21 protein-coding genes and 1 riboswitch are annotated in these 23,095 nt (G+C 29.4%); of the genes, 16 read left to right on the top strand and 5 right to left on the bottom strand.

Annotation, left to right across the window (positions count from 1 at the left end):
* The first annotated feature begins 2 nt into the window (after positions 1-2).
* The 3 genes from H3N56_RS13070 (at position 3) to H3N56_RS13060 (ending at position 3,201) form a co-directional block, all read left to right on the top strand.
* Positions 3-902, top strand: a complete 900-nt coding sequence (locus H3N56_RS13070; protein WP_185881617.1) for an aldolase/citrate lyase family protein — start codon at positions 3-5, stop codon at positions 900-902.
* Position 903: 1 nt separating this feature from the next.
* Complete coding sequence (gene citF / locus H3N56_RS13065; RefSeq protein ID WP_185881616.1) at positions 904-2,448, top strand: citrate lyase subunit alpha; 1,545 nt, start codon at positions 904-906, stop codon at positions 2,446-2,448.
* A gap of 87 nt (positions 2,449-2,535) precedes the next feature.
* Positions 2,536-3,201, top strand: coding sequence for a methyltransferase domain-containing protein (locus H3N56_RS13060; protein ID WP_185881615.1), 666 nt, complete (start codon positions 2,536-2,538; stop codon positions 3,199-3,201).
* Positions 3,202-3,248: 47 nt separating this feature from the next.
* Here the strand turns inward: H3N56_RS13060 and H3N56_RS13055 are convergent, their stop codons facing one another.
* A complete protein-coding gene (locus H3N56_RS13055) occupies positions 3,249-3,851 on the bottom strand; it encodes a DedA family protein (RefSeq protein WP_221893505.1) in 603 nt (200 codons plus the stop codon).
* A gap of 133 nt (positions 3,852-3,984) precedes the next feature.
* Here H3N56_RS13055 and H3N56_RS13050 point away from each other — a divergent pair, with 133 nt between their 5' ends.
* Together H3N56_RS13050 and H3N56_RS13045 are read left to right on the top strand one after the other, a co-directional pair.
* Entirely contained in the window at positions 3,985-5,067 is a 1,083-nt protein-coding gene (locus tag H3N56_RS13050) for a PfkB family carbohydrate kinase (protein WP_185881614.1), read from the top strand.
* On the top strand, positions 5,068-5,991 hold the full coding sequence (locus H3N56_RS13045; RefSeq protein WP_185881613.1) for a pseudouridine-5'-phosphate glycosidase: 924 nt from the start codon (positions 5,068-5,070) through the stop codon (positions 5,989-5,991).
* Positions 5,992-6,030: 39 nt separating this feature from the next.
* Here H3N56_RS13045 and H3N56_RS13040 read toward each other — a convergent pair whose 3' ends face one another.
* The gene (locus H3N56_RS13040) at positions 6,031-7,359 is read right to left on the bottom strand and encodes an NCS2 family permease (RefSeq protein ID WP_185881612.1); all 1,329 of its coding nucleotides are present in this window, start codon (positions 7,357-7,359) and stop codon (positions 6,031-6,033) included.
* A gap of 13 nt (positions 7,360-7,372) precedes the next feature.
* Complete coding sequence (locus H3N56_RS13035; RefSeq protein WP_185881611.1) at positions 7,373-8,743, bottom strand: amidohydrolase; 1,371 nt, start codon at positions 8,741-8,743, stop codon at positions 7,373-7,375.
* 87 nt (positions 8,744-8,830) lie between these two features.
* Positions 8,831-8,931: riboswitch (purine riboswitch) on the bottom strand.
* Between the two features lie 185 nt (positions 8,932-9,116).
* On the opposite strand from H3N56_RS13035, the gene H3N56_RS13030 reads away from it, so the two are divergent.
* Entirely contained in the window at positions 9,117-9,680 is a 564-nt protein-coding gene (locus H3N56_RS13030) for a HutD family protein (protein ID WP_185881610.1), read from the top strand.
* Positions 9,681-9,699: 19 nt separating this feature from the next.
* On the opposite strand, the gene H3N56_RS13025 is transcribed toward H3N56_RS13030, so the two are convergent.
* Positions 9,700-10,218, bottom strand: coding sequence for a chalcone isomerase family protein (locus tag H3N56_RS13025; protein ID WP_185881609.1), 519 nt, complete (start codon positions 10,216-10,218; stop codon positions 9,700-9,702).
* 263 nt (positions 10,219-10,481) lie between these two features.
* Between H3N56_RS13025 and H3N56_RS13020 the strand changes: the two genes are divergently transcribed.
* The 9 genes from H3N56_RS13020 to H3N56_RS12980 all read left to right on the top strand — a co-directional run bounded on the left by H3N56_RS13020 (position 10,482) and on the right by H3N56_RS12980 (position 20,304).
* On the top strand, positions 10,482-11,660 hold the full coding sequence (locus tag H3N56_RS13020; RefSeq protein WP_185881608.1) for a DUF3798 domain-containing protein: 1,179 nt from the start codon (positions 10,482-10,484) through the stop codon (positions 11,658-11,660).
* Positions 11,661-11,749: 89 nt separating this feature from the next.
* A complete protein-coding gene (locus tag H3N56_RS13015) occupies positions 11,750-13,339 on the top strand; it encodes a sugar ABC transporter ATP-binding protein (protein ID WP_185881607.1) in 1,590 nt (529 codons plus the stop codon).
* Between the two features lie 10 nt (positions 13,340-13,349).
* On the top strand, positions 13,350-14,363 hold the full coding sequence (locus tag H3N56_RS13010) for an ABC transporter permease (RefSeq protein ID WP_332478734.1): 1,014 nt from the start codon (positions 13,350-13,352) through the stop codon (positions 14,361-14,363).
* Positions 14,363-15,466: an ABC transporter permease gene (locus H3N56_RS13005; RefSeq protein ID WP_185881605.1), complete on the top strand. Its 1,104-nt coding sequence runs from the start codon at positions 14,363-14,365 to the stop codon at positions 15,464-15,466. Before H3N56_RS13010 ends, H3N56_RS13005 begins: the two co-directional genes overlap by 1 nt.
* The gene (locus H3N56_RS13000; protein WP_185881604.1) at positions 15,466-15,837 is read left to right on the top strand and encodes a DUF6672 family protein; all 372 of its coding nucleotides are present in this window, start codon (positions 15,466-15,468) and stop codon (positions 15,835-15,837) included. Before H3N56_RS13005 ends, H3N56_RS13000 begins: the two co-directional genes overlap by 1 nt.
* 26 nt (positions 15,838-15,863) lie before the next feature.
* Complete coding sequence (locus H3N56_RS12995; protein ID WP_185881603.1) at positions 15,864-17,375, top strand: ABC transporter substrate-binding protein; 1,512 nt, start codon at positions 15,864-15,866, stop codon at positions 17,373-17,375.
* Positions 17,376-17,399: 24 nt separating this feature from the next.
* Complete coding sequence (locus tag H3N56_RS12990; protein ID WP_185881602.1) at positions 17,400-18,431, top strand: M42 family metallopeptidase; 1,032 nt, start codon at positions 17,400-17,402, stop codon at positions 18,429-18,431.
* An 81-nt stretch (positions 18,432-18,512) separates the two neighbouring features.
* Positions 18,513-19,670, top strand: a complete 1,158-nt coding sequence (locus tag H3N56_RS12985; RefSeq protein ID WP_185881601.1) for an iron-containing alcohol dehydrogenase — start codon at positions 18,513-18,515, stop codon at positions 19,668-19,670.
* 106 nt (positions 19,671-19,776) lie between these two features.
* The gene (locus H3N56_RS12980; protein WP_221893504.1) at positions 19,777-20,304 is read left to right on the top strand and encodes a GNAT family N-acetyltransferase; all 528 of its coding nucleotides are present in this window, start codon (positions 19,777-19,779) and stop codon (positions 20,302-20,304) included.
* 328 nt (positions 20,305-20,632) lie between these two features.
* On the opposite strand, the gene H3N56_RS12975 is transcribed toward H3N56_RS12980, so the two are convergent.
* Positions 20,633-21,490: a mechanosensitive ion channel family protein gene (locus H3N56_RS12975; RefSeq protein WP_185881600.1), complete on the bottom strand. Its 858-nt coding sequence runs from the start codon at positions 21,488-21,490 to the stop codon at positions 20,633-20,635.
* A 106-nt stretch (positions 21,491-21,596) separates the two neighbouring features.
* Here H3N56_RS12975 and H3N56_RS12970 point away from each other — a divergent pair, with 106 nt between their 5' ends.
* On the top strand, positions 21,597-23,087 hold the full coding sequence (locus H3N56_RS12970) for a carboxypeptidase M32 (protein WP_185881599.1): 1,491 nt from the start codon (positions 21,597-21,599) through the stop codon (positions 23,085-23,087).
* The last annotated feature ends 8 nt before the right edge of the window (positions 23,088-23,095 follow it).

The raw sequence follows: 23,095 nt of genomic DNA, 5'->3' as shown, positions 1-23,095 counted from the left end.
ATATGAAATTAAGAAGATCTATGCTTTTTGTTCCTGGAAATAATCCAGCAATTATAAAAGATGTACATATATATAAACCTGATTCAGTTATGTTTGATTTAGAGGACGCAATCGCTGTAACAGAAAAAGATTCAGCTAGATTCTTAGTATTCAATATGTTACAAAAATTTAAAGATTTATACAAAAGAGAAGGAATAGAGACAGTTGTTCGTATCAATTCACTAGATTCTGAGTACGGAATACAAGATCTTGAATTTATGGTTAGATCAGGAGTAGAAGTAATTCGTATTCCTAAAACAGATACAGCTAAAGATGTTCATGATGTTGAAGAGCATATTGAAAGAATAGAAAAGGAAGCTGGAATTCCAGTTGGAACTACTAAAATAATGGTAGCTATAGAGAGTCCTTTAGGAGCTTTAAATGCTCTTGAAATAGCTCGTTCTTCATCAAGACTTATTGGAATGGCAATAGGTGGAGAAGACTATGTAACAAACTTAAAAACTACAAGATCAACTAGTGGAGTAGAAATGCTTATGGCTAGAAGTATGATAGTTATGGCAGCAAGAGCATCAGGAATTTCAGCAATGGATTCAGTATACTCAGATGTAAACAATGATGAAGGATTCTTAAATGAAGCTAACACTATTAAACAAATGGGATTCGATGGAAAGTCTCTTATCCACCCAAGACAAATAGAACTTATTCATCAAGTTTATACTCCAGATGAAAAAAATATAAAAAAATCACTAAAGATAATAGCTGCTACTGAAGAAGCTATGGCTGAAGGAAAAGGAGTATTCACTGTAGATGGTAAAATGGTGGATAAACCTATTATCGAAAGAGCTTATCATGTACTAAACCTAGCTAAAGCAGCAGGAATTAGTTTAGAGGGGTTGAATTAATATGGAAAATAAAAGAGTAACTAATGACCTTTTAAAAGGTATTAAAGGATATGAAAATAGAGTAGCATATGATACTCCGTTTGCTTTACAACCAGAAGGAACAGTAGTAAATGCTGAAAATTTAAAAGATCAAGTAAGAAGAGATAAAGTTATATCTTCAGTTGAGGAAGCTATAAAGCTTTCAGGATTAAAAGATGGAATGACAATTTCTTTCCATCACCATTTTAGAAATGGAGATAAAGTTCTTCCAATGGTAATGGATATCATAGCTAAAATGGGATTCAAAGATTTAAGAGTTGCAGCAAGTTCATTTACTCAAGCTCATGAGTGTATGGTTGACCATATAAAAAATGGTGTAGTAAATAGAATAGAATCAAGTGGACTTAGAGGGAAATTAGCATCTGCAGTATCTGAAGGTGTTTTAGAGTATCCAGCAGTTATAAGATCACATGGTGGAAGAGCTAGAGCAATAGTTGAAGGAGATGTAAAGATAGATGTTGCATTCTTAGGTGCTTCATCTTCTGATTGTATGGGTAACTCAAATGGTGTAGTTGGAAAATCTATTTGTGGATCATTAGGATACGCAAAAGTAGATGCAGCTCATGCTAAAAAAGTAGTAATGATAACTGACTCGTTAGTTTCATACCCAAATCATCCTATCAGCATACCTCAAACTGATGTTGATTATGTTGTAGTTGTAGATGAAATCGGAGACTCAAGTGGAATTATGTCTGGAGCAACTCGTTTCACATCTAATCCTAAAGAATTACTTATAGCTAAAAAGGTTTTAGAGGCTATGTTAGCTTCAGGACTATTTGTAGATGGATTCTCAATGCAAACTGGAACAGGAGGGGCTTCTTTAGCTGTTACTCGTTTTATCAGAGAGGAATTAATCAAAAAGAACATCAAGTGTAGTTATGCACTTGGAGGAATTACAAAAGCTTTCGTTGATCTTTTAGAAGAGGGATTAGTTGGAAAATTATTCGATACACAAAGTTTCGATTTAGGAGCTGCAGTATCTGTTGGAAAAAATGAAAAACATGAAGAGATTAGTGCTGATTTCTATGCAAATCCATTCAATGGATCACCAGCAGTAAATAGACTTGACTTCGTTATTTTAAGTGCTCTTGAAATAGATAAAGACTTTAATGTTAACGTAATTTCAGGTTCTAATGGAGTAATCAGAGAAGCTTCTGGAGGACATTCGGACACTGCAGCATCAGCTAAAATGTCTATTATAGTTGCTCCTTTAATAAGAGGAAGACTTGCTACTATAATTGATAGAGTTACTACAATTGTAACTCCAGGAAGTACAGTAGACGTAGTAGTTACTGATATGGGTATTACTGTAAATCCAAACAGACCAGATCTTAAAGAAAAGTTTATAGCAGCAGGATTAAAGTTAATTGAAATGGAAGACCTTGTTGCAGCAGCTAAATTCATCACAGGAGAGCCTAAAGCTATAGAGTTCACAGATGAAGTAGTAGCAGTTGTTGAATATAGAGATGGAAGTATCATTGACGTAATCAAAAAAATTAAAAAGTAGTTTGGGAGGGTAACCTGTAACTAGGTTACCCTTTCTTATGATTTATGATATAATATTTTAATCAATAATAGAAATGAGGTGTAAGTTTTGAATTTTGAAAAAAATTTTTACAGATATGATGACAATGCTTGTATACAGAAAAAAGTGGCAAAAAAACTTAAGAGTTTTTTAGATAAATCAAAATATTCCAAAATTTTAGAGTTAGGTTGTGGAACAGGAATTTTTACAAAAGAATTAATAAAAGATATAACTATAGAAAAATTATATTTAAATGATTATTTTGATACACAAAAATACTTAGAAAATATAAATTATTTCAAATTTATGAATAAAGATATGACTCTTATAGATTATGAATTATTAGGAAAAATGGATTTAATAGTTTCAAGTTCTGCATTTCAATGGATAGAAAATTTAGAAAATCTAATTAGCAAACTTTCTAATATGACAAATGAACTAGTTTTTTCAATTTATTTAAAAGAGAATATGATAGAAATTCAAAAACACTTCAATATTGGTTTGAAATATTGGAACGGTAAAGATTTGAAAGAAATGTTAAATAGATATTTTGCATCGGTAGAATATTTTGAAGAAGTACATGTGCTTAGTTTTGAAAATTCTAGAGAGTTACTTAGACATATTAAAAACACAGGTGTAACAGGAATTGGAAAATCTTCGTATAGTCAAATTAAAAGTTTTTCAAGCAAAGAGTTAACATATCATGTAGGATATTTTAAGTGTATAAAAAAATAAGAAAAGCCTAAATTTCTCCACTTTTATTAGAGAACTTAGGCTTTTTTTTATTTAGATTTATTTTTAAATTTATTATAAATAAAGATACTAAAACCAATAATTAAAAGTATTATACAAAGATATTTAAAGTTATTTAAAGCATTATTAATTAGGGATTGATTATCGCCGTAGAAATAACCTAATAAAACTAAAAAAGTAACCCAAATGCTTGATCCCAATCCAGTTAAAAACATAAAAACATAAAAATTCATATTAGAAATTCCAGGTGGAAAAGAAATGTATTGACGTACAACTGGAATAAGCCTTCCAAAAAATACAATTGATTTACCTTTTTCCTTAAAAAGTATATCCATTTTTTCTAGTTTTTCATGAGATATGAATACATATTTTCCATATTTACTTAGAAACTCTCTTCCTAAATATTTTCCTAAAAAATAATTTAAACTAGAGCCCAATATACTTCCTAAAATTCCTGCTCCGATTGCCATAAAAAAAGTCATTTTGCCTTGCGAAATAAAATATCCAGCTGGAATCATGGAAACTTCAGATGGAAATGGAAAGAAAGAAGCCTCTAGAAACATCATTACTACGATTCCCGTATATCCCATATCCAAGAAAAAACTTGCGATATAATTAATTAGATTTTCCAAATTATTCTCCTTAAATATTTTTAGATATTATACACCTAAATGTCGTTAAAATCAATTGACAAAAAATCTTATAAATGTTAATATTAAACATAAGCTTAACAGTATAAACATTTGTTTAATAGAGAGGAGAGTTATGACAAGTAGAGAAAAAGAGATTCTTTATTGGATAGAGGAAAATCCTCTTATATCGCAAGCAGAACTTGCACAAAAAGCGAATATTACTAGATCTTCTGTTGCAGTTCATATCTCCAATTTGCTGAAAAAGGGAAAAATAGTTGGAAAAGGATATATTATACAAAAAAAATCATATATATCTGTCATTGGTGGAACTAATATTGATATTGCTGGAATTCCACATGGACATTTAAGAGAATATGATTCTAATCCTGGAAAAGTTCAATTTTCTCTTGGTGGAGTTGGTAGAAATATAGCTGATAATCTTTCAAGATTAGAGCAAGAAGTTGAATTAATAACAGTTTTAGGCGATGATGTCTATGGTGAAGAAATCAGAAGGAATTGCAGAGATCTTGGAATTGGAATAAATAATTCGTTAACAATTCAAAATTCAGTAACTTCAAGTTACCTTTTTATTCTTGATGAAAAAAAAGATATGAGGGTTGCTATAGCTGCGATGGATTTATATGATAAGATGGATATAAATTTTATAAAAAGTAAAAGTGAAATAATAGAAAAATCTAAACTTTGTATTGTGGATACTAACTTGCCAAAAGAGACACTAGAATATATAGTAAATACATTCAAAATTCCAATTTTTGTTGATTGTGTTTCTACAATAAAGGCAGAGAAAGTTAAGGGCTTTATAGGGAAATTTCATACAATAAAACCTAATAAAATTGAAGCAGAAGCACTTTCAGGAATTAAAATAGTTACAGATGAAGATTTAATTAAAGTTACAGATTGGTTCATTAATCAAGGTGTAAAACAAGTATTTATATCTTTAGGAGAAGAAGGAGTTTATTTTGCCAATAAAGATATTAGACAAAAATTACCATCTTTAAAAGCAAAAGTTGTAAATACGACTGGTGCTGGAGATGCTTTCATGGCTGGAATAGCATACAGTTTTATGAATGATGAAGATATTTTACAGAGTTGTAAAAATGGTATAGCAGCGGCAACAATTGCAATATCAAGTGAAGACACTATAAATAAAAATATGAGTATAAATAATATAAATATAATCCAGGAGGGAAATTAAATGAACTTAGAAAAGTATTTAGTAATTTCAGAAGAAATAAAGGAAGCATTAGCTAACAATAAACCAGTTGTAGCTTTAGAATCAACTATAATATCTCATGGAATGCCTTATCCACAAAATGTTGAAACTGCTTTAAAAGTGGAAGAAATAGTGAGAGAATCTGGTGCTGTTCCTGCAACAATCGCAATATTAAATGGAAAGTTAGTTGTTGGATTAAATAAAGATGAGATAGATTATTTAGGTAAAAAAGGACTTGCAGTTACAAAAGCTAGTAGAAGAGATATTCCAGTAATTTTAGCAAAAAAAGATGATGGAGCAACAACTGTAGCTTCTACTATGATAATTGCTGAACTTGCAGGGATAAAAGTATTTGCAACTGGAGGAATTGGAGGAGTTCATAGAGGTGCAGAAACTACTATGGATATTTCTGCTGACCTAGAGGAATTATCAATGACTAATGTTGCTGTTGTTTGCGCTGGAGCAAAATCAATTTTAGATATTGGATTAACTCTTGAGTTTTTAGAAACAAAAGGAGTACCAGTAGTTGGTTATCAAACAGAAGAATTACCAGCATTCTATACTAGAAAAAGTGGATTTAAAGTAGATTATAAAATGGAAACTCCGTTAGAAATAGCAGAAGCTTTAAAAGCTAAATGGGATATAGGATTAAATGGTGGAATGGTTGTAACAAATCCTATTCCAGAAGAATTTGCAATGGATTTTGATACTATAACTAATGCAATCAATGCAGCTGTAGCAGAGGCAGAATTAAAAGGAATAAAAGGAAAAGAAAGTACTCCATTCCTTTTAGCTAAAGTTAAAGATATAACAGCTGGGAAAAGTTTAGTTGCAAATATAGAGCTTGTTTTCAACAATGCAAGATTAGGAGCAGCAATAGCAAAAGAATTAACAACATTAAATTAATTAAAAAAGCAGAGTCGAAATGACTCTGCTTTTTCTATATTATACTATTAAATTTATAAAAGAAAGAGCTCCTATTGCCCAAAGAGAAATATTAATTTTCTTCATTTCACCTGCAGCAACATGTGTGATTATGTAGCTAACAAAACCAAAGCTAAGACCGATACTAATACTGTATGTTAGTGGCATCATAATTATTGTGATAAATGCTGGTATAGAGAGTTTAAAATCTGAAAAATCAATATTTCCTATTGATTTAAACATAAATACTCCAACCATAACTAAAGCTGGCGCTGCAGCAAAACCTGGAACTATACCAACTACAGGAGTAAATAATAAGGCTAAAATAAATAAGAAACTTGTGACAATAGATGCTAAGCCAGTTCTAGCTCCCATTGCAATTCCAGTAGCAGATTCAGCTAAAGATGTAACTGTACTTGTTCCAAGAACTGCACCAATTAGAGTTGAAGATACATCGGCATGTAACATTCTACCTAATCCTTTTTTCCCTTCTTCACCCTGAACAAGGCCCATATTTTTATAACATGCCATCATAAATCCTAGTGAATCAAAAAGATCTATAAACATAAAAGAAAAAATAGAACCCATAAGAGATATTTTTAAAGCCCCTAATATATTAAGTTTCATAAAAATTGGAGAGATACTTGGTGGCATTGAAATTATTGAACTTGGTGCATCAACAAGACCACAAACAATTCCTAGAGCAGTTGTGGCAGCTATACTTATAAGTATTCCACCAGTAATTTTTCTAACCTCACAAACAGCCATAATTACTAATCCTATCAAACCTAGTACAGTAGGTAAACTGAAAGAACCAAGACTTACAAGAGTTGCAGAATTGCTAGTTATTATTCCCATACTCTTTAATCCTATGAAAGCTATAAAAAGTCCAATTCCTGAAGTAGCAGCTGTAGATATCGTCGAAGGAATTGCATTTGCAATTTTTTCTCTAATTCCACCAAGAGTTAGCATTAGGAAGAAAAGACCTGAGATAAAAACAACACCTAGAGCATCTTCCCATGGAATTCCTTGTCCTAAAACAAGCGTATAAGTAAAGAATGCATTTAATCCCATTCCTGGTCCTAACGCAAATGGAGCATTTGCCCAAAGGGCCGCTACAGCAGTTCCTATTGCTGTAGCTAAGCAAGTAACAGTGATAAGGGCTCCTTTATCCATTCCAGTAGCAGATAGGATAGCTGGATTTACAAATATTATGTAAGCCATTGTTAGAAAAGTTGTAATTCCACCAATAACTTCAGTTTTTATTGTACTTCCTCTTTCTTCTACTTTAAAAAATGAATTTATAGTTGATAAAATTTTATTTTCATTGTTTATAGATATTTTTTCCATTATTTCCTCCACTTTATATTATATCCACAACTGGGAATCTAGATGGTAAATTAATATTAGCTTTTTTTCTAATTTTTTCAGCTTGTAACTTAACTTTTTCTAATATTTCATTCTCGTTAATTACTAATACATTTCTTTCTTTCATTAGCCATTTTCCATTACAAATTGTTGATTCTACATTTTCACTAGACATAGTATAAACAATATTTGCTATTGGATCATGCATTGGAAGTGAGTGAATAGTATTTGGATTTAAAATTATTAAATCTGCTTTTTTTCCAACTTCTAAACTTCCGATTTCTTTATCCAACAGAGCACATTTTGCTCCATTTATAGTTGCCATTTCTAAAACTTGTTCAGCTGGAACACAATGAGGATTTAAAGTTCTACCTTTATGAATAAGAGAAGTAAGATACATCTCTCTCATCATATCCATTCTATTATTTGAAGGAGCTCCATCAGTTCCAATCGAAACAGGAATCCCTTTTTCTAACATTTCAGGAATTCTTGCAAATCCAAGAACTACCTTCATAGCAGCGGCAGGATTATGAGAAACTTTTACATCGTATAATTTAAATAAGTCAATTTCTCTATCAGTAAGCCACACAGTATGGACTGCAAGAAGATTTGGACCAAGGGCTCCAAGTCTATGAAGTTGTTCAACAGTAGAATTTCCTCTAGATGATTTAACGTATTCATTTTCAGCAGCAATTTCAGCTATATGCATGTGAATTCCCGTATTATATTTATCAGCAAGCATTTTTGTTTTGATTATTAAATCATCAGAATTATTAAAAATAGTTCTTAAAGCAAACCAGATTTTTATTCTTCCTTCGGCAGTATCATTGTGATTATTAAAAAGATTTATTTGAGAGTCTAATTCTTCCTGTGTAGTTTTTATCCATTGATTAGGAAGTCCTTCCCCTTCATCCATAACAGACTTAGAAAGACATGCTCTAAGACCTGTATTTTGTACAGCTTCAACCATAGCATCAACGTATTGTCCTCCAGATTCAAGAAAAGTTGTAACTCCTGATTTAATTAGTTCAACGCAACAAGCAGTTGAGGAGATAAGAGAATCTTCATAATCAAAACTACTTTCATATGGCCAAACTCTTTCTCTTAACCAAGTAAGTAAATCTACATCATCAGCAATTCCTCTTCCCAGTTGTTGTGAAAGATGTACGTGAGTATTTACAAATCCAGGAAGAACTATTTTTCCACCAGCATCGTATATTTCTGCATCTTCGTTTACAAGAGAAGGATCAACTTTACCGATAGATTTGATTAGATTATTTTCTATAAGAATAGATCCATTGTTGAATATTTGTCTTTCACTATTCATTGAAACTACATAGGCATTTTTAATTAAAATTTGTTTCATATTATCCTCCAATAATTTTTGTAAATAAAAAAGTATAGACTCTGTGTGGATAGAATCTATACTTTCTAAATAGTTAGGATATATTTATATAGTATAAGTTCTACCCATAGCGTTTTCTTTTACGGCGAAAACGTAGAGACTCTTGGACCATATTACCAAGATATATGAGTAAACTTTATTATTATTGTTTTTTAGATGTTTCTAATTTTAATAATTGTAACATAATCTACTTTTTTTTTCAATTGTCTTTTATCTCATTATTCATTTTTATTATTATACCATTTATAAAATGAATTTGTTGGGATTAAATTTTGATTATATATATTTTAATTAAGAGGTATAATATATAAATAAAGTTAATGAAGGGGAGAAAATGAAATTTGAAATTATAAAATATTCGAATGCAACAAAAACGCAGTGGAGTGGCGGACTGACAGCGCAATTATATATAAAACCTGATAATTATACTGTAAAAGATGATTTTGATATAAGAATTTCAGTAGCTTCTATAAATCCTGGGGAAAATGATTTTACATTTTATCGTGGTTACGAAAGAATTTTGGTTATATTAAAAGGAAGTATTGAAATATCAAGTAAAAATTCAAAATTTGAAAATTTAAAGGAATTTAAAATACATGAATTTTCTGGAAATGATTCTACAAAATCGAAAGCTTTACAAATTTCAGAAGATTTTAATGTTATCTATAAAAAAAATAAATACAATATAGAGGCAAAAATTATTGATAATAAAGAGTTTGAAGAGATAGAAATATTTAGAGATAATTATATTTATAATTATGATGGAATTTCAGAGATTAAATTTGAAAATCAAGATATAGTGTTAAAATCTAAGGAACTTTTACTTTTAAGAGAACTTGATGAAAAAAAATGTAGTATTAAAGGAAAAGTTATTTTAATAAAAGTTATAAAAAGATAGGGATTTTATCCCTATCTTTTTATTTAGATTTTAATAAATTTAGTTTTAAATTTTTATCAATAGGATTTTCTCCTAGCCAAATACCGAATAAAGCTTCTTTAAAATCTTGTCCCTCGATTTTAGTAAGAAACATTTCATTTTTATAGACAATTATATTTTTATCTTTAGATTCAAATTTAAAAATATCATTTTTGATAATTTTTTCTTTTACAAACACTTCATTAAATTCATCAATTCTTTTTTGTAATTTAGAAAAGTTAGTAGCCGAATTTTTAAAACCATCATTTATTGCTTCTTTCATATCGTCACTAGTAATTAAACTTGAATTTATAGTTAGTTCTATTAACATTGGTTCTTTAGATTCAAGAATATTTTGAGCATTTGAATTTTTCTCTTTTAGATAAAGATTAGCAGTGTAGAGCTTAATTATTGCTTTTTTTCTAACTCCTGTTCCATTTAAAATGTATGTTTCGTTATTAAAATTTAGTGCAAATGTACAACTTGTAATAAGTAAAAATAATAAAAAAAGTTTTTTCATAAAATCCCCCCTAATATAAATTACGCTAGTATTATAACATGCGTTATTTTAAAATGCAACAATCTTATTTTCACAAAGTTAGTGGTATAAACTAACTAAATATATTTTATTTGTACAATGATATTAAAAAAATAACATTAATGTGTTGCTATTTTTCAAAAAATGAGTTAATATCTTTTAAAATATAAAATTTATAAAAATATTTTTTTAAAACTGAAACAAAGTAGTGATACTGGAATACATTTTAAGAGGAGGAGAAAATTATGAAAAAATGGTTATTATTGGTGTTTACTTTTATAATTTCATTAGTTGGTTTTTCAGCGGAAGACTATCATATAGGAGTTGTTTCTGGAACCGTGTCTCAATCTGAAGATGGCCTTCGTGGAGCAGAAAAACTTATAGAACTTTATGGATCTGCCGATAAGGGTGGAAAAGTAATTCATGTTACGTATCCAGATAATTTTATGCAAGAAATGGAAACTACAATTTCTCAGATGGTTGGATTAGCAGATGATCCAAAAATGAAAGCAGTTTTAGTTGTAGAGGCTATTCCGGGAACAGTTGAAGCTTTTAGAAGAATAAGAGAGAAAAGACCAGATATTTTATTGGTAGCTAACTCACCACATGAAGATCCAGAAATGATAACAGAAGTTTCAGATCTTGTTACTAACCCAGATAATGTTGCTAGAGGATATTTAATTGTAAAAGCAGCAAAAGATTTAGGTGCTAAAAAATTTATGCATATATCATTTCCAAGACATATGAGTTATGAATTACTATCTAGAAGAAGAAATATTATGTCTGAAGCTTCTAAAGAGTTAGGATTAGAATTTATAGACATGACAGCTCCAGATCCAGTTAGTGATGTTGGAATTGCAGGAGCTCAACAATATATACTTGAGCAAGTACCAAGTTGGATAAATAAATATGGAACTGATGTTGCTTTCTTTGCTACTAACGACGCTCATACAGAGCCTCTTTTAAAAAGAATAGCAGAAAAAGGTGGATATTTTATTGAAGCGGATTTACCATCACCTACAATGGGATATCCTGGAGCATTAGGAATTAATTTCTCAGAAGATGAAAAGGGAAATTGGCCAAAAATATTAGCAAAGGTTGAAAAAACTGTAGGAGAAAAAGGTGGAAGTGGAAGAATGGGAACATGGGCATATTCTTATAACTTCAGTTCGACAGTTGCTTTAGGAAATCATATTCAAGATGTAATAGAAAATGGAACTGATATTTTAGATTTTGATTCTATAAAAAATACATTTGAAAAAAATACTCCGGGAGCTGGATGGAATGGAAGTGCATATGTAGATACTAAAGGTGTGGAAAGAGAAAATTTCTTCTTACTTTATCAAGATACTTATGTATTTGGAAAAGGATATATGAAAATGACAACTTCAGAAGTTCCAGAAAAATATTTTACGATTCAATAGAATAATTAAAACAAAAATAAATATAGAGTTTGCCACTGACCTAAGTTAAATATATGGGTTGGTGGCTACTTTTTTATGAGGTGAGTAGATTGGAAGAAATATTACTTAAAATTGAGGGTTTGTCTAAAAGTTTTGGGGAAAACCAAGTATTAAAAAATATAAATATGGAAGTAAGAACAGGGGAAATAATTGGATTAGTTGGGGAAAATGGAGCAGGAAAATCTACTTTAATGAAAATTATATTTGGAATGCCTGTTATAGCTAGTACAGGAGGATATAACGGAAAAATATTATTTCAAGGGAAAGAAATAAATTTTAGTTCTTCTTTTGATGCCTTAGAATCTGGAATAGGAATGGTTCATCAAGAGTTTTCATTAATTCCTGGATTTACAGCTTCAGAAAATATAGTCCTTAATAGAGAGACAACAAATAAATCAATTTTTAAAGAATTGTTTGGAGAAAAATTAAATCAGTTAAATATGGAAAAAATAGAAGAGAGAGCAACGGTTGCATTTTCTCATTTAGGAGTACAAATTAATCCTGAAACGGTTGTTAGTGAGATGTCGGTTGCCCATAAACAATTTACAGAAATAGCTAGGGAAATAGAAAGAAAAAATACAAAATTACTTATACTAGATGAACCAACAGCAGTTCTTACAGAAACAGAGGCTGATATTCTTCTTAAGACAATGAGAAGATTAGCAGATGAAGGAATATCCATACTTTTTATTACGCATAGATTAGATGAAATTATGACAGTATGTGATAAAGTTGTAGTCTTAAGAGATGGAGTTTTAATAAACGAAATTTCAACTAAAGAAACTAATGTTAACGAAATTACTGAGTGGATGATAGGAAGAAAAATAGATCATACGAAAAAGAAAAGAAAAAATTTTTCTGAGGAAAAAAATATTTTAGATATAGAGAATTTATGGGTTGATATGCCAGGTGAAATAGTAAAAAATGTAAATTTAAAAGTTAAAAAGGGTGAAATTTTAGGAATTGGTGGAATGGCAGGGCAAGGAAAAATAGGAATAGCAAATGGAGTTATGGGTCTTGCAACTTCAGGCGGAACAATAAAGTTTAATGGAGAGAGTCTACAGTTAAATACACCTATAGATCAACTAAAAAAAGGATTATATTTTGTATCAGAAGATAGAAAAGGTGTAGGATTAATTTTAGATAAAAGTATTGATGAAAATATTGCTTATCCAGCTATAGAAATAAAAAATGAATTTTTAAAGAAAAAATTAGGTGGACTATTTCAAGTAATTGATGATAAAGAAATTGAAAAAAATTCTAAAAAATATATTGAAAAACTTGAAATAAGATGTACGAATGGAAAACAAAAAACTGGCGAATTAAGTGGTGGTAATCAACAAAAAGTTTGTTTGGCTAAGGCATTTACAATGAATCCTGAAGTTTTATTTGTATCTGAACCAACTCGTGGAATAGATGTAGGAGCCAAAAAATTAGTTCTTGAAACGTTAAGAGAATATAACGAAGAAAAAGGAACAACAATTATTATAACTTCTTCTGAGATAGAAGAATTAAGAGATATTTGCCACAGAATAGCTATAGTGACAGAGGGCGAGATAGCTGGAATATTGTCTCCAGAAGATAATTTGTTAAAATTTGGAAAAATGATGGTTGGACTGAAAGGTGAGGAAAATGAGTAATATAAAAAAAATAATAAATAATGTAGGTCTTCCAAGAATCATAATAGGAGTTTTTCTTTTGTCGCTTTATATAATTGCTCCATTTGTTGGAATAAATTTAAAAGTAGCTTTCAATGATACTCTAATAAGATTTGGAATGAATGTAGTTCTAGTTTTATCACTGATTCCAATGATACAATCAGGAACTGGACTTAATTTTGGAATGCCCCTTGGAATAGAGGCAGGACTGTTAGGAGCAGTTATAAGTATAGAACTTGGATTAACTGGAATTTTTGGATTTTTAGGAGCTATTTTTATCTCTATTCCTTTTGCGATTGTTTTTGGATCTCTTTATGGAAAAATACTGAATAAAGTAAAGGGTGGAGAGATGATGATAGCTACGTATATAGGGTTCTCATCTGTAGCTCTAATGTGTATTATGTGGATAATTTTACCATTTAAGAAGCCCAATATGATTTGGGCATATGGTGGAGAAGGACTTCGTACAACGATAAGTATAGAAAGTTATTGGGATAAGATTTTAGGAAATATGATTGGATTACCCAAAAATTTTTCTTATATTGGAGAAATAATATTTTTTCTAATATTAGCATTTATTATGAATGAATTTTTTAGAACAAAAAAAGGTATGGCTATGAAGGCGGTTGGAAGTAATGAGAAATTTGCACAAGCAATAGGAATAGATATTGATAAGACGAGAGAGAGATCAATAATCATTTCTACTGTTGTAGCGGCAGTAGGAATAATTATATACCAACAGAGCTTTGGATTTGTACAACTGTATTTAGCACCATTTTACATGGCATTTCCTGCAATCGCTGCAATTTTAATAGGTGGGGCTTCTATAAATAAAGCGAATATATTTAACGTAATAGTAGGAACATTTTTATTTCAAGGGATAATTACAATGACACCAATAGTTATAAGTGGTGTTATAGAAACGGATATGTCAGAAACAATAAGAGTAATAATTTCAAATGGAATGATACTTTATGCACTTACAAGAAAAGGAGGAAGCAACTAATGGAAAAAATAAAAAGTTTTTTAATTAATAATATAGTTCCATTAATGATACTTTTATTTTTAATGGCGGCCATTCCTGTTTCTAAATTAACAGGTTCATATCTCGTTCAGGAAATTATTGAAAGACTTGGAAGAAACTCTTTTTTAGTTCTTTCTCTTTTAATACCAATAATCGCTGGTATGGGGCTTAACTTTGGAATAATTTTAGGTGCAATGTCAGGTCAACTAGCTCTTATTTTTATAACTGAATGGAACATAGTTGGAATTCAAGGAATAATACTCGCTTCAATTATTTCAATTCCAATGGCAATTTTATTAGGAATTGTAGGAGGAACTGTTTTAAATAGAGCAAAAGGAAAAGAAATGATTACTTCGATGATGCTTGGATTTTTCGTAAATGGAGTTTATCAATTAATTGTTTTATATGGAATGGGAAACTTCATTTCAATAAAAAATCCACAATTGATACTTTCAAGAGGAACTGGAATTAGAAATGCCATTGATTTAAAAGGTGTTAGAAGAGCATTGGATGATATCTGGTCATTTAAAATTGGAGATCAAACAATTCCACTTGCGACATTCTTTGTAATATTTTTACTTTGTATATTTATAATTTGGATAAAAAAGACAAAACTTGGTCAAGACATGAGAGCTGTCGGACAAGATATAGAGGTTGCTAAATCATCTGGAATAATGGTTGATAGAACAAGAATAATTGCTATTGTTATATCTACAGTACTTGCTAGTTTTGGACAAATAATATTTTTACAAAATATAGGAACTATGAATACTTATAATAGCCATGAACAAATTGGAATGTTTTCAATTGCTGCATTACTTATTGGAGGAGCTTCAGTTGTAAAAGCTAGTATATCAAACGCCTTAACAGGAGTTGTACTATTTCATTTGATGTTTATAATTTCTCCAAGAGCAGGAAAAGAACTTGTAGGTTCTGCACAAATAGGAGAGTTCTTTAGAGTATTTATTTCTTATGGAATAATTGCATTAGTTTTAGTTTTACACGAATGGAGAAGAGATAAAGAAAAGAAACAAGAGAGAAAAAAAGCATTCGAACTTTATATAAATAAAGGAAGTGATAACTAATGAAGATAATTCGAAATTGGATAATCTTAATAATTTTCACGATGATTGGATCTTACTATCTATATATTTATGGACAACAGCATCAAATTTTTGTTGAAAATGTGTCTGTTGCAGAATTTAAAGCACCAAAAGTTATTGTTTATTCTATAGATGGATTAAAAGAGACTAAAGTAAACAGTGGAAAAAAATCAAAAATTGCCGTTAAAGGTCCGAGCCATGTTATAAAAATCAATTTTAAAACTGAAGATGGAACAAATAAAATAATAGAGAAAAAGTTTAAAATAGGAGCAAATAAAACTGGATATATATCGATTGGTGGTATTGTGGAAGGAAAAGAAGATTGGTTAAAATTTGAAAATCAGTATAACTAAAATGATATAAATACACGGGGGGACATATGAACTTTAAAAAAAATATTTTATTATGGATTATATTATTACTAAGTTTTATAGGATGTGGAAAACAAGAAAAAGAGAATAAAACAAATGAAAAAATATTAAAAATTTCTCAGGGAGCTCAGCCAAAATCATTAGATCCTAATTTATATAATGAGGTTCCAGCATTAGCAATCACAAAACAAATTTTTAATACTTTAATAGGGGTTAATTCAAAGGGTGAATTAGTTCCAGAACTTGCTGAAAGTTGGGAGTTTAAGGATGATTTAAATTTACAAATAAAAATAAAAAATAATGTTAAATTCCACAACGGAGAAACGTTAACTGTAGAGGATGTAATTTTTAGTTTAGAAAGAGCTTTTTCTATGCCTGGAAGTAGATCTGTAATTGAAAAAATTAAAAAAGTGACAAAAATAGACGATAATACTGTAAATATTGAATTAGAATCTACTTTTACACCTATACTTTATGGTCTAGCTCATCCCTTAACAGCGATTCAAAATAAAAAATATACACTGGATAAAGGGGAGTTGGTAAGACAAGAACCTCTAGGAACAGGGCCATTCAAATACAAAGCTTGGATATCTGGAGAAAATATAGAACTTGAATCTTTTAACGAATATTTTTTAGGAAAATCTAAAGTTGATAAGATAATTTTTAGAGTAATTCCAGAAAATACAAATAGATTGATAGCTCTTGAAACTGGTGAAATTGATATAGCCTATGGGATAGCTCCAATAGATGTAGAACAAATCGTAAAAAATCAAGATTTAACTTTAATTTCTGAATTAAGCTATAGTACAGAATTTATCCAGTTAAATAATTTGACGGCTCCATTCAACAATAAAAAGTTTAGACAGGCCATTTCTTCTGCTATAGATAAAGAGTCAATTGCAGAAGCCATATACTTAGGAACAGCTTCAGCTGCTCCAACGATTGTAAGTCCTTATGTATTTGGAAGTGACCAAGATTTAACTTCGTATAGCTATAATCAAGAAGTTGCTAAAAAACTTTTGGAAGATAGTAACGAACCAACAAAAAAAATAAAAGTATGGGTAAATGATAATGCCGTAAGAATTCAGGTTGCTCAAATTATTCAGTCAAATTTAAAGGAAATAGGAATTGATTTAGAAATAGAAATTTTAGAATGGGGATCTTATCTTCAAAGAAGTGCTAATGGGGAACATCAAATGTTACTTGGTGGATGGAATGCAGGAACAGGAGATGCAGATAATGCTCTTTATCCGTTACTACACAGCTCTTCAAAAGGTGCTAATGGAAATAGAAGCTTTTATGAATCAAATGAGCTTGACTCTATTATAGAAGCGGCACAAAGAGAGACGAACCAAGATAAAAGAAAAGAGTTGTATTCAAAAGCACAAATTATCTTGAATGACGAAGTTCCACTTATTCCAACTATTTATAGAAAAGAAAATATAGGACTTCGTAAAAATATTAAGGGATTTGAATATAAATCCAGTGGACATCACAATTTATATAATATAGAAATGTAAAAACAAAGGGGATAGGGAGATTTTATGAAAAATTTTGATATGAATTATGTACTAAACTTAACTGAAGAACTTATTAGTATACCTAGTGTTGTTGGATTTACAGATTTGGCAACAAAAAGAGTAGAAGTTGAATTTGAAAAATTTGGAATTGAATATATCCATACAAACAAAGGAGCATTAATAGCTGTTATAGATGGAGAGGACAATGAGTATGCGAAAATGATTTCAGCTCATATAGATACCATAGGAGCAATTGTAAGAAGGATAAAATCAAATGGAAGATTAGAGTTAACAAACATGGGAGGGGTTATTTGGGGTTCTTTAGAGTCAGATAATGTAATTGTCCATACGTTAACAGGTGAAGAATATGAAGGGACTTTACTTCCAAATAAAGCTTCTGCTCATCACTATGGAGATGAGGCAAGGGAAACTATTAGAAGAGCCGATACAATGGAAGTTAGGTTGGATGAGGAAGTGTTTAATAGTAAAGAAACTGAAAATCTTGGAATAAGAGTTGGAGACTGTGTATCATTTGATCCTAAATTTAAGGTGAGTAAATCTGGATATATAAAATCAAAATATTTAGATGATAAACTTTGTATAGCTCAAATTTTTGGATATATAAAATTTTTAAAAGAAAATAAGATTAAACCTAAAAACAAATTATATATTTATATTTCTAATTATGAAGAAATAGGACATGGAATTTCTGTTATTCCTGAAGATGTAAAAGAGTTTATAGCATTGGATATAGGAATTGTAACTGCTGATTCATTGGGAGATGAAAAGAAAGTTGCTATAACAGTAAAAGATTTCAAAACTATATACGATGTTGGCATAAGAAAAAATATGATAAATATTTGTGAGAAAGAGGGCATCTCATATACATCAGATGTTTATAACAGATATGGTTCAGATGCAAGTGGTGCAGTTTTACAAATGGCAGATGTAAGAATAGCTTGCATAGGACCAAACGTTGACGCTTCACATCATTATGAAAGAACTCATGTAGAGGGAGTTCTTGAGACAATGAAACTACTAGCTTCTTATTTATAAAATTAATATTATTGACAACAAAATATTTATAAAGTATATATTGTATCAGGAATATTTTTGATAAAATGGGAGGGGATTTGAATGCTAACAACAAGAAAAATTTATTGGCCATCTGTCAATATATTAGGACCTGGAGCTTTAAAAGAAGCAGTTAATGAAGTTAAAAAAATGAATTTAGGGAAAGCTTTTATTGTAACAGATGAAACTTTGGTAAATCTTGGTGTTGTAAAAAAAGTAACCGATGAGTTAGAGAAAATATCAACTGAATACACAATATTTTGTGAAGTAGAAGAAAATCCAACTATGGAAAATGTATATAACGGACAGAAGGAATATCATGCTAATCATTGTGACTATATAATTTCCATTGGTGGAGGATCACCACAAGATGCAGCAAAAGCCGTGGGAATTTTGGTGAATAATGGTGGTAATATAAGAGATTATGAAGGCCTTTTTAAATCTAAAAATAAATCTGTTCCAATAGTGGCAATTAATACTACCGCAGGGACAGCTTCCGAGGTAACAATAAACTATGTTATAACAGATGAAGTTCGAAAAATAAAGATGGTAATGATTGATTCAAATTCTTTAGCGACAATAGCTGTCAATGATCCAGAATTAATGGTAAAAAAACCTATGGGGTTAACAGCTGCAACAGGAATGGATGCTTTAACACACGCTATTGAAGCTTATGTAACGAAGGGATCATATGAATTAAGTGATGTATTGGCACTTGAATCTATAAAGTTAATTGGTCAATCTTTAGAGAATGCTGTAAAAAATGGAGACGATATTGAAGCACGTTCTCAAATGGCATGGGGGTCATATATTGCAGGACTTTCTTTCTCTAATTGTGGATTGGGAATAGTTCATTCTTTAGCCCACCAGTTGGGATCGGAGTATAATATTCCTCATGGGTTAGCTAATGCAATACTTCTTCCAGATGTTGTGGAATATAACTTATCTTCAAATTATAAAAAGTTTGCCAATATAGCTCAAGCTTTAGGTAAGGACACATCAGGATTTTCAGATAAAAAAGCTGCATATATGGCCGTAGAAGCGATTAGAGAGCTTTCTGAAAAAATAGGAATTCCTAAATTAAATAAAACTATATTTAATATGAAAGATATAAATAAATTATCAGAACAAGCTTTTAATGATATTTGTGCAGGTGGAAATCCAAAAGAAATTAATATAAAGGATTTAAAAGAACTTTATACTAAAGTTTATAACAGATAAAATAAACATCAAAAAACCTTCTAGATTAATGGTATAATATCATTAATCTAGAAGGTTTTTTTTACAAAAATGGATAACTTATAATATGAAATTAAGGAGAAATTCTATGCATGATGTTATGATAGAAACCGAGAGGTTGATTTTAAGAAAAATAAAAAAAGATGATTACTTAGAAATTGCAAATATTCTTCAAGATATAGATGTTATGTATGCTTGGGAAAAATCATTTTCTGATGATGAAGTTAAATTATGGATAAATAAAAATTTAAAAAGGTACGATAACGAAGGATATAGCTATTTTTTAGCAATTAGCAAAGAAAATGATACGGTTATTGGAGTTATAGGGCCCTTAGTTGAAGAAATAAATAACAAATCTTTCGTAGGAATAGCATATATTTTAAACAAAAAATCGTGGGGTAAAGGATATGCTGTTGAAGGAGCCAGAGCATGTATAGAATATGCTTTTAATAATTTGAATTCCTTAAAGGTGATAGCACAAATAAGACCCAATAATATTAATTCTATTAATGTAGCACAAAAACTAAATATGAAAATAATAGATAAATATATTAAGATATATGATGGTAAAGAGATGGAGCATTTAATTTATTCAATTGACGCTCCTCAAATTTAGTTTAAAGTAAAAAAATATTATTATCATATTTATTTTCTTTCATTATTTTCTAAATCTTTTTTTTATGATGAAATTTTTAGGTTATTGAGGTAATATATAAATATACATAAAATAAATTAATCTAAAGGAGGCTATCATGCGTAACTGTATAATTATATTCTTGCTTTTTACAATTTTTGTACTTCTCAAATATAATGATATATATATATTAGCTTCGTTTGAAGAATTTTTTCATTCACTAAACTCATTCTTTTTGGAAACTGTAAGTTCTATCTCTAGAAAATTATCAATCTAATATTTTATAAACTGGTACATAGATTTTTATTAATTATTCCTTCACTATATTCATGTGAACGTCCATTTGTGGAAAAGGCATTTCAATATTATTACTATCAAGAGTTGGTTTTATATTATTTAAAGTTTCTTTATAAATAGTCCAATAATTTTCATTAATACACCAACCTTTTAATGCTATATTGATTGAACTATCTGCATATTCATCAACGTGAGAATAAACTGAAGGTTCTTTTAAAACTAATGGATTCTCTCTGAGCATTATTTCTAGTACTTCTCTTGCTTTGTCAATATCACAACTATAATTGATTGAAACTATAAACTTTAATCTTCTGATTGGAGTTTTTGTATAATTTATAATTTTATCTGAAACAATTTTTCCATTAGGAACTAGGACCAAATCATTATTATGTGTTCTAATGCTTGTGGAAAAAATATCTATTTGATAGACATAACCTACATGATCAGCAATACAAACTTCGTCCCCTACTTTATAAATCTCAAATATCAAAATAATTACTCCGCCGGAAAAATTAGAAAGATTATCTTTTAAAGAAAGTCCAACACCAATTCCAAGAGTACCAAAGAAAGCAAGTAAGCTACTCTCTTTAATTCCTAAAATTAATAAGCAGATTGTAATTAAAAAGGCATGTAAACCGATATTAAAAATAGAACTTATAAAACTTTTTAATGATTGATCCATAATTTTTTCAGCATTAGAATTTTTAAAAACAGGAAGGATTTTTTTTACTATTTTTAATGTAAAGTAATACAGTAAAATACAAATAAAGAGTTTTATAACAAAATAAATAGATTGAACTGTAAAATCAACAAAAAAAGTTCTTTCTAAGATTTTTTCTCTTACTTCTTGTAAAAAAGAATTTGAATTCATTATTTTTCTCCTTGATAATATTAAGTAATTTTATAGTCTTATTATAAAATTATTCTCGTCTTGATGTCAACAGTTGTATGTTATAATAAATTTAGAGGTGATTGTTATGGAAAGTAGAAGAGATAGGTTCAGAAGTCTCATAAAAGATAAAAAGCTAATAGACTCCACTTTGGCAGTTATACACTGGGATTTAGAGACTGAGGCTCCTAAGGAAGGACAAAAGTTACTATCTGAAATGATAGGTTATTTAAGTTTAAAAAGTTATGAAATTGCAACATCGTCAGAATTTTTAGAATTACTTGGATTTTTAAAGAAAAATGAAAATTTATTGACAATATCAGAAAAAAAAGAGATAGAAGAACTTTTAGAAGAAAGTGAAAAACTAAAAAAAATTCCGGCTTTAGAATATAAAGAGTATTCTGAACTAACAGCAAAAGCTCAAGGAATTTGGGCAGAAGCTAGAGAAAAAAATGATTTTTCAATTTTTGAAAATAGTTTAGATAAAATTTTTGATTTTAATAAAAAATTTATAAAATATAGAGGGAAACTAGAAAATCCCTATGATATGATTCTTGATGACTATGAAAAAGGAATGACAACAGAAAAATTGGATATATTTTTCAACTCTTTAAAAGCAGAAATTGTCCCACTTTTAAAGCAGATAAAAGAAAAAAATAAAGATTTTTCATCTGTAATAAATGGAAAAGTAGATAAAGAAAATCAGAAAAAAATCTCTAATGAACTAGCAAAATATTTAGGATTTGATTTTAATAGAGGGATAATATCTGAAAGTGCTCATCCATTTACCTTAACTGTAAATAAGAATGATGTAAGAATAACAACAAGATATATAGAAGAACTGCCTTTCTCTTCTATATTTAGTACAATTCATGAAACTGGCCACGCAATATATGAGCAAGGAATATCAGACGATTTAAAGGAGACTATACTAGCAGATGGAACATCTATGGCAATACATGAGTCTCAGTCTAGATTTTATGAAAATATTGTAGGAAGATCTAAAGAGTTTTGGATAAAAATTTATGAGAACTTAAAAAATAACTATAAATTTTTAGAAAAAATTTCAATTGAGGATTTTTATAAAGGAATAAACAGTGTTCAACCATCTCTTATAAGAGTTGAAGCAGATGAATTAACTTATTCTCTTCATATAATGGTAAGATATGAAATTGAAAAAGGAATATTTAATGGTGAGTATAAGGTAAAAGATTTGCCAAAAATTTGGAATGAAAAAATGAAAGAGTATCTAGGTGTTGAACCTAAGAATGATGGAGAAGGAGTTCTTCAAGATGTGCATTGGTCTTGTGGACTTATAGGCTATTTTCCATCTTATGCTTTGGGAAATGCTTATTCAGCACAAATTTATAATAAAATGAAAAAAGATTTAAATGTGGAAAAAATATTGATAAGTGGAGATATGGAAAAAATTAAACACTGGTTACATGAAAAAATTCACCAATATGGGAAATTAAAAACTCCTAAAGAATTAGTCGAGGAAATTACAGGTGAAGATTTAAATCCAAAATATTATATTGAATATCTAAAGGAAAAATATTCAAAAATATATGAATTATAATAATTTAA

It is taken from the genome of Cetobacterium sp. 2A (assembly GCF_014250685.1).
GTDB lineage: Bacteria > Fusobacteriota > Fusobacteriia > Fusobacteriales > Fusobacteriaceae > Cetobacterium.
Note: the sequence above shows the minus strand (reverse complement) of the source record. Positions and strands in the feature narration are given on the sequence as shown.

What these genes read in the sequence shown, in the direction of transcription:
- H3N56_RS13070 (WP_185881617.1), top strand. Translation starts at nt 3, where the DNA reads ATGAAATTAAGAAGATCTATGCTTTTTGTTCCTGGAAATAATCCAGCA.
- citF (WP_185881616.1), top strand. Translation starts at nt 904, where the DNA reads ATGGAAAATAAAAGAGTAACTAATGACCTTTTAAAAGGTATTAAAGGA.
- H3N56_RS13050 (WP_185881614.1), top strand. Translation starts at nt 3,985, where the DNA reads ATGACAAGTAGAGAAAAAGAGATTCTTTATTGGATAGAGGAAAATCCT.
- H3N56_RS13045 (WP_185881613.1), top strand. Translation starts at nt 5,068, where the DNA reads ATGAACTTAGAAAAGTATTTAGTAATTTCAGAAGAAATAAAGGAAGCA.
- H3N56_RS13040 (WP_185881612.1), bottom strand. Translation starts at nt 7,359, where the DNA reads ATGGAAAAAATATCTATAAACAATGAAAATAAAATTTTATCAACTATA.
- H3N56_RS13035 (WP_185881611.1), bottom strand. Translation starts at nt 8,743, where the DNA reads ATGAAACAAATTTTAATTAAAAATGCCTATGTAGTTTCAATGAATAGT.
- H3N56_RS13030 (WP_185881610.1), top strand. Translation starts at nt 9,117, where the DNA reads ATGAAATTTGAAATTATAAAATATTCGAATGCAACAAAAACGCAGTGG.
- H3N56_RS13025 (WP_185881609.1), bottom strand. Translation starts at nt 10,218, where the DNA reads ATGAAAAAACTTTTTTTATTATTTTTACTTATTACAAGTTGTACATTT.
- H3N56_RS13020 (WP_185881608.1), top strand. Translation starts at nt 10,482, where the DNA reads ATGAAAAAATGGTTATTATTGGTGTTTACTTTTATAATTTCATTAGTT.
- H3N56_RS13005 (WP_185881605.1), top strand. Translation starts at nt 14,363, where the DNA reads ATGGAAAAAATAAAAAGTTTTTTAATTAATAATATAGTTCCATTAATG.
- H3N56_RS13000 (WP_185881604.1), top strand. Translation starts at nt 15,466, where the DNA reads ATGAAGATAATTCGAAATTGGATAATCTTAATAATTTTCACGATGATT.
- H3N56_RS12995 (WP_185881603.1), top strand. Translation starts at nt 15,864, where the DNA reads ATGAACTTTAAAAAAAATATTTTATTATGGATTATATTATTACTAAGT.
- H3N56_RS12990 (WP_185881602.1), top strand. Translation starts at nt 17,400, where the DNA reads ATGAAAAATTTTGATATGAATTATGTACTAAACTTAACTGAAGAACTT.
- H3N56_RS12985 (WP_185881601.1), top strand. Translation starts at nt 18,513, where the DNA reads ATGCTAACAACAAGAAAAATTTATTGGCCATCTGTCAATATATTAGGA.
- H3N56_RS12980 (WP_221893504.1), top strand. Translation starts at nt 19,777, where the DNA reads ATGCATGATGTTATGATAGAAACCGAGAGGTTGATTTTAAGAAAAATA.
- H3N56_RS12975 (WP_185881600.1), bottom strand. Translation starts at nt 21,490, where the DNA reads ATGAATTCAAATTCTTTTTTACAAGAAGTAAGAGAAAAAATCTTAGAA.
- H3N56_RS12970 (WP_185881599.1), top strand. Translation starts at nt 21,597, where the DNA reads ATGGAAAGTAGAAGAGATAGGTTCAGAAGTCTCATAAAAGATAAAAAG.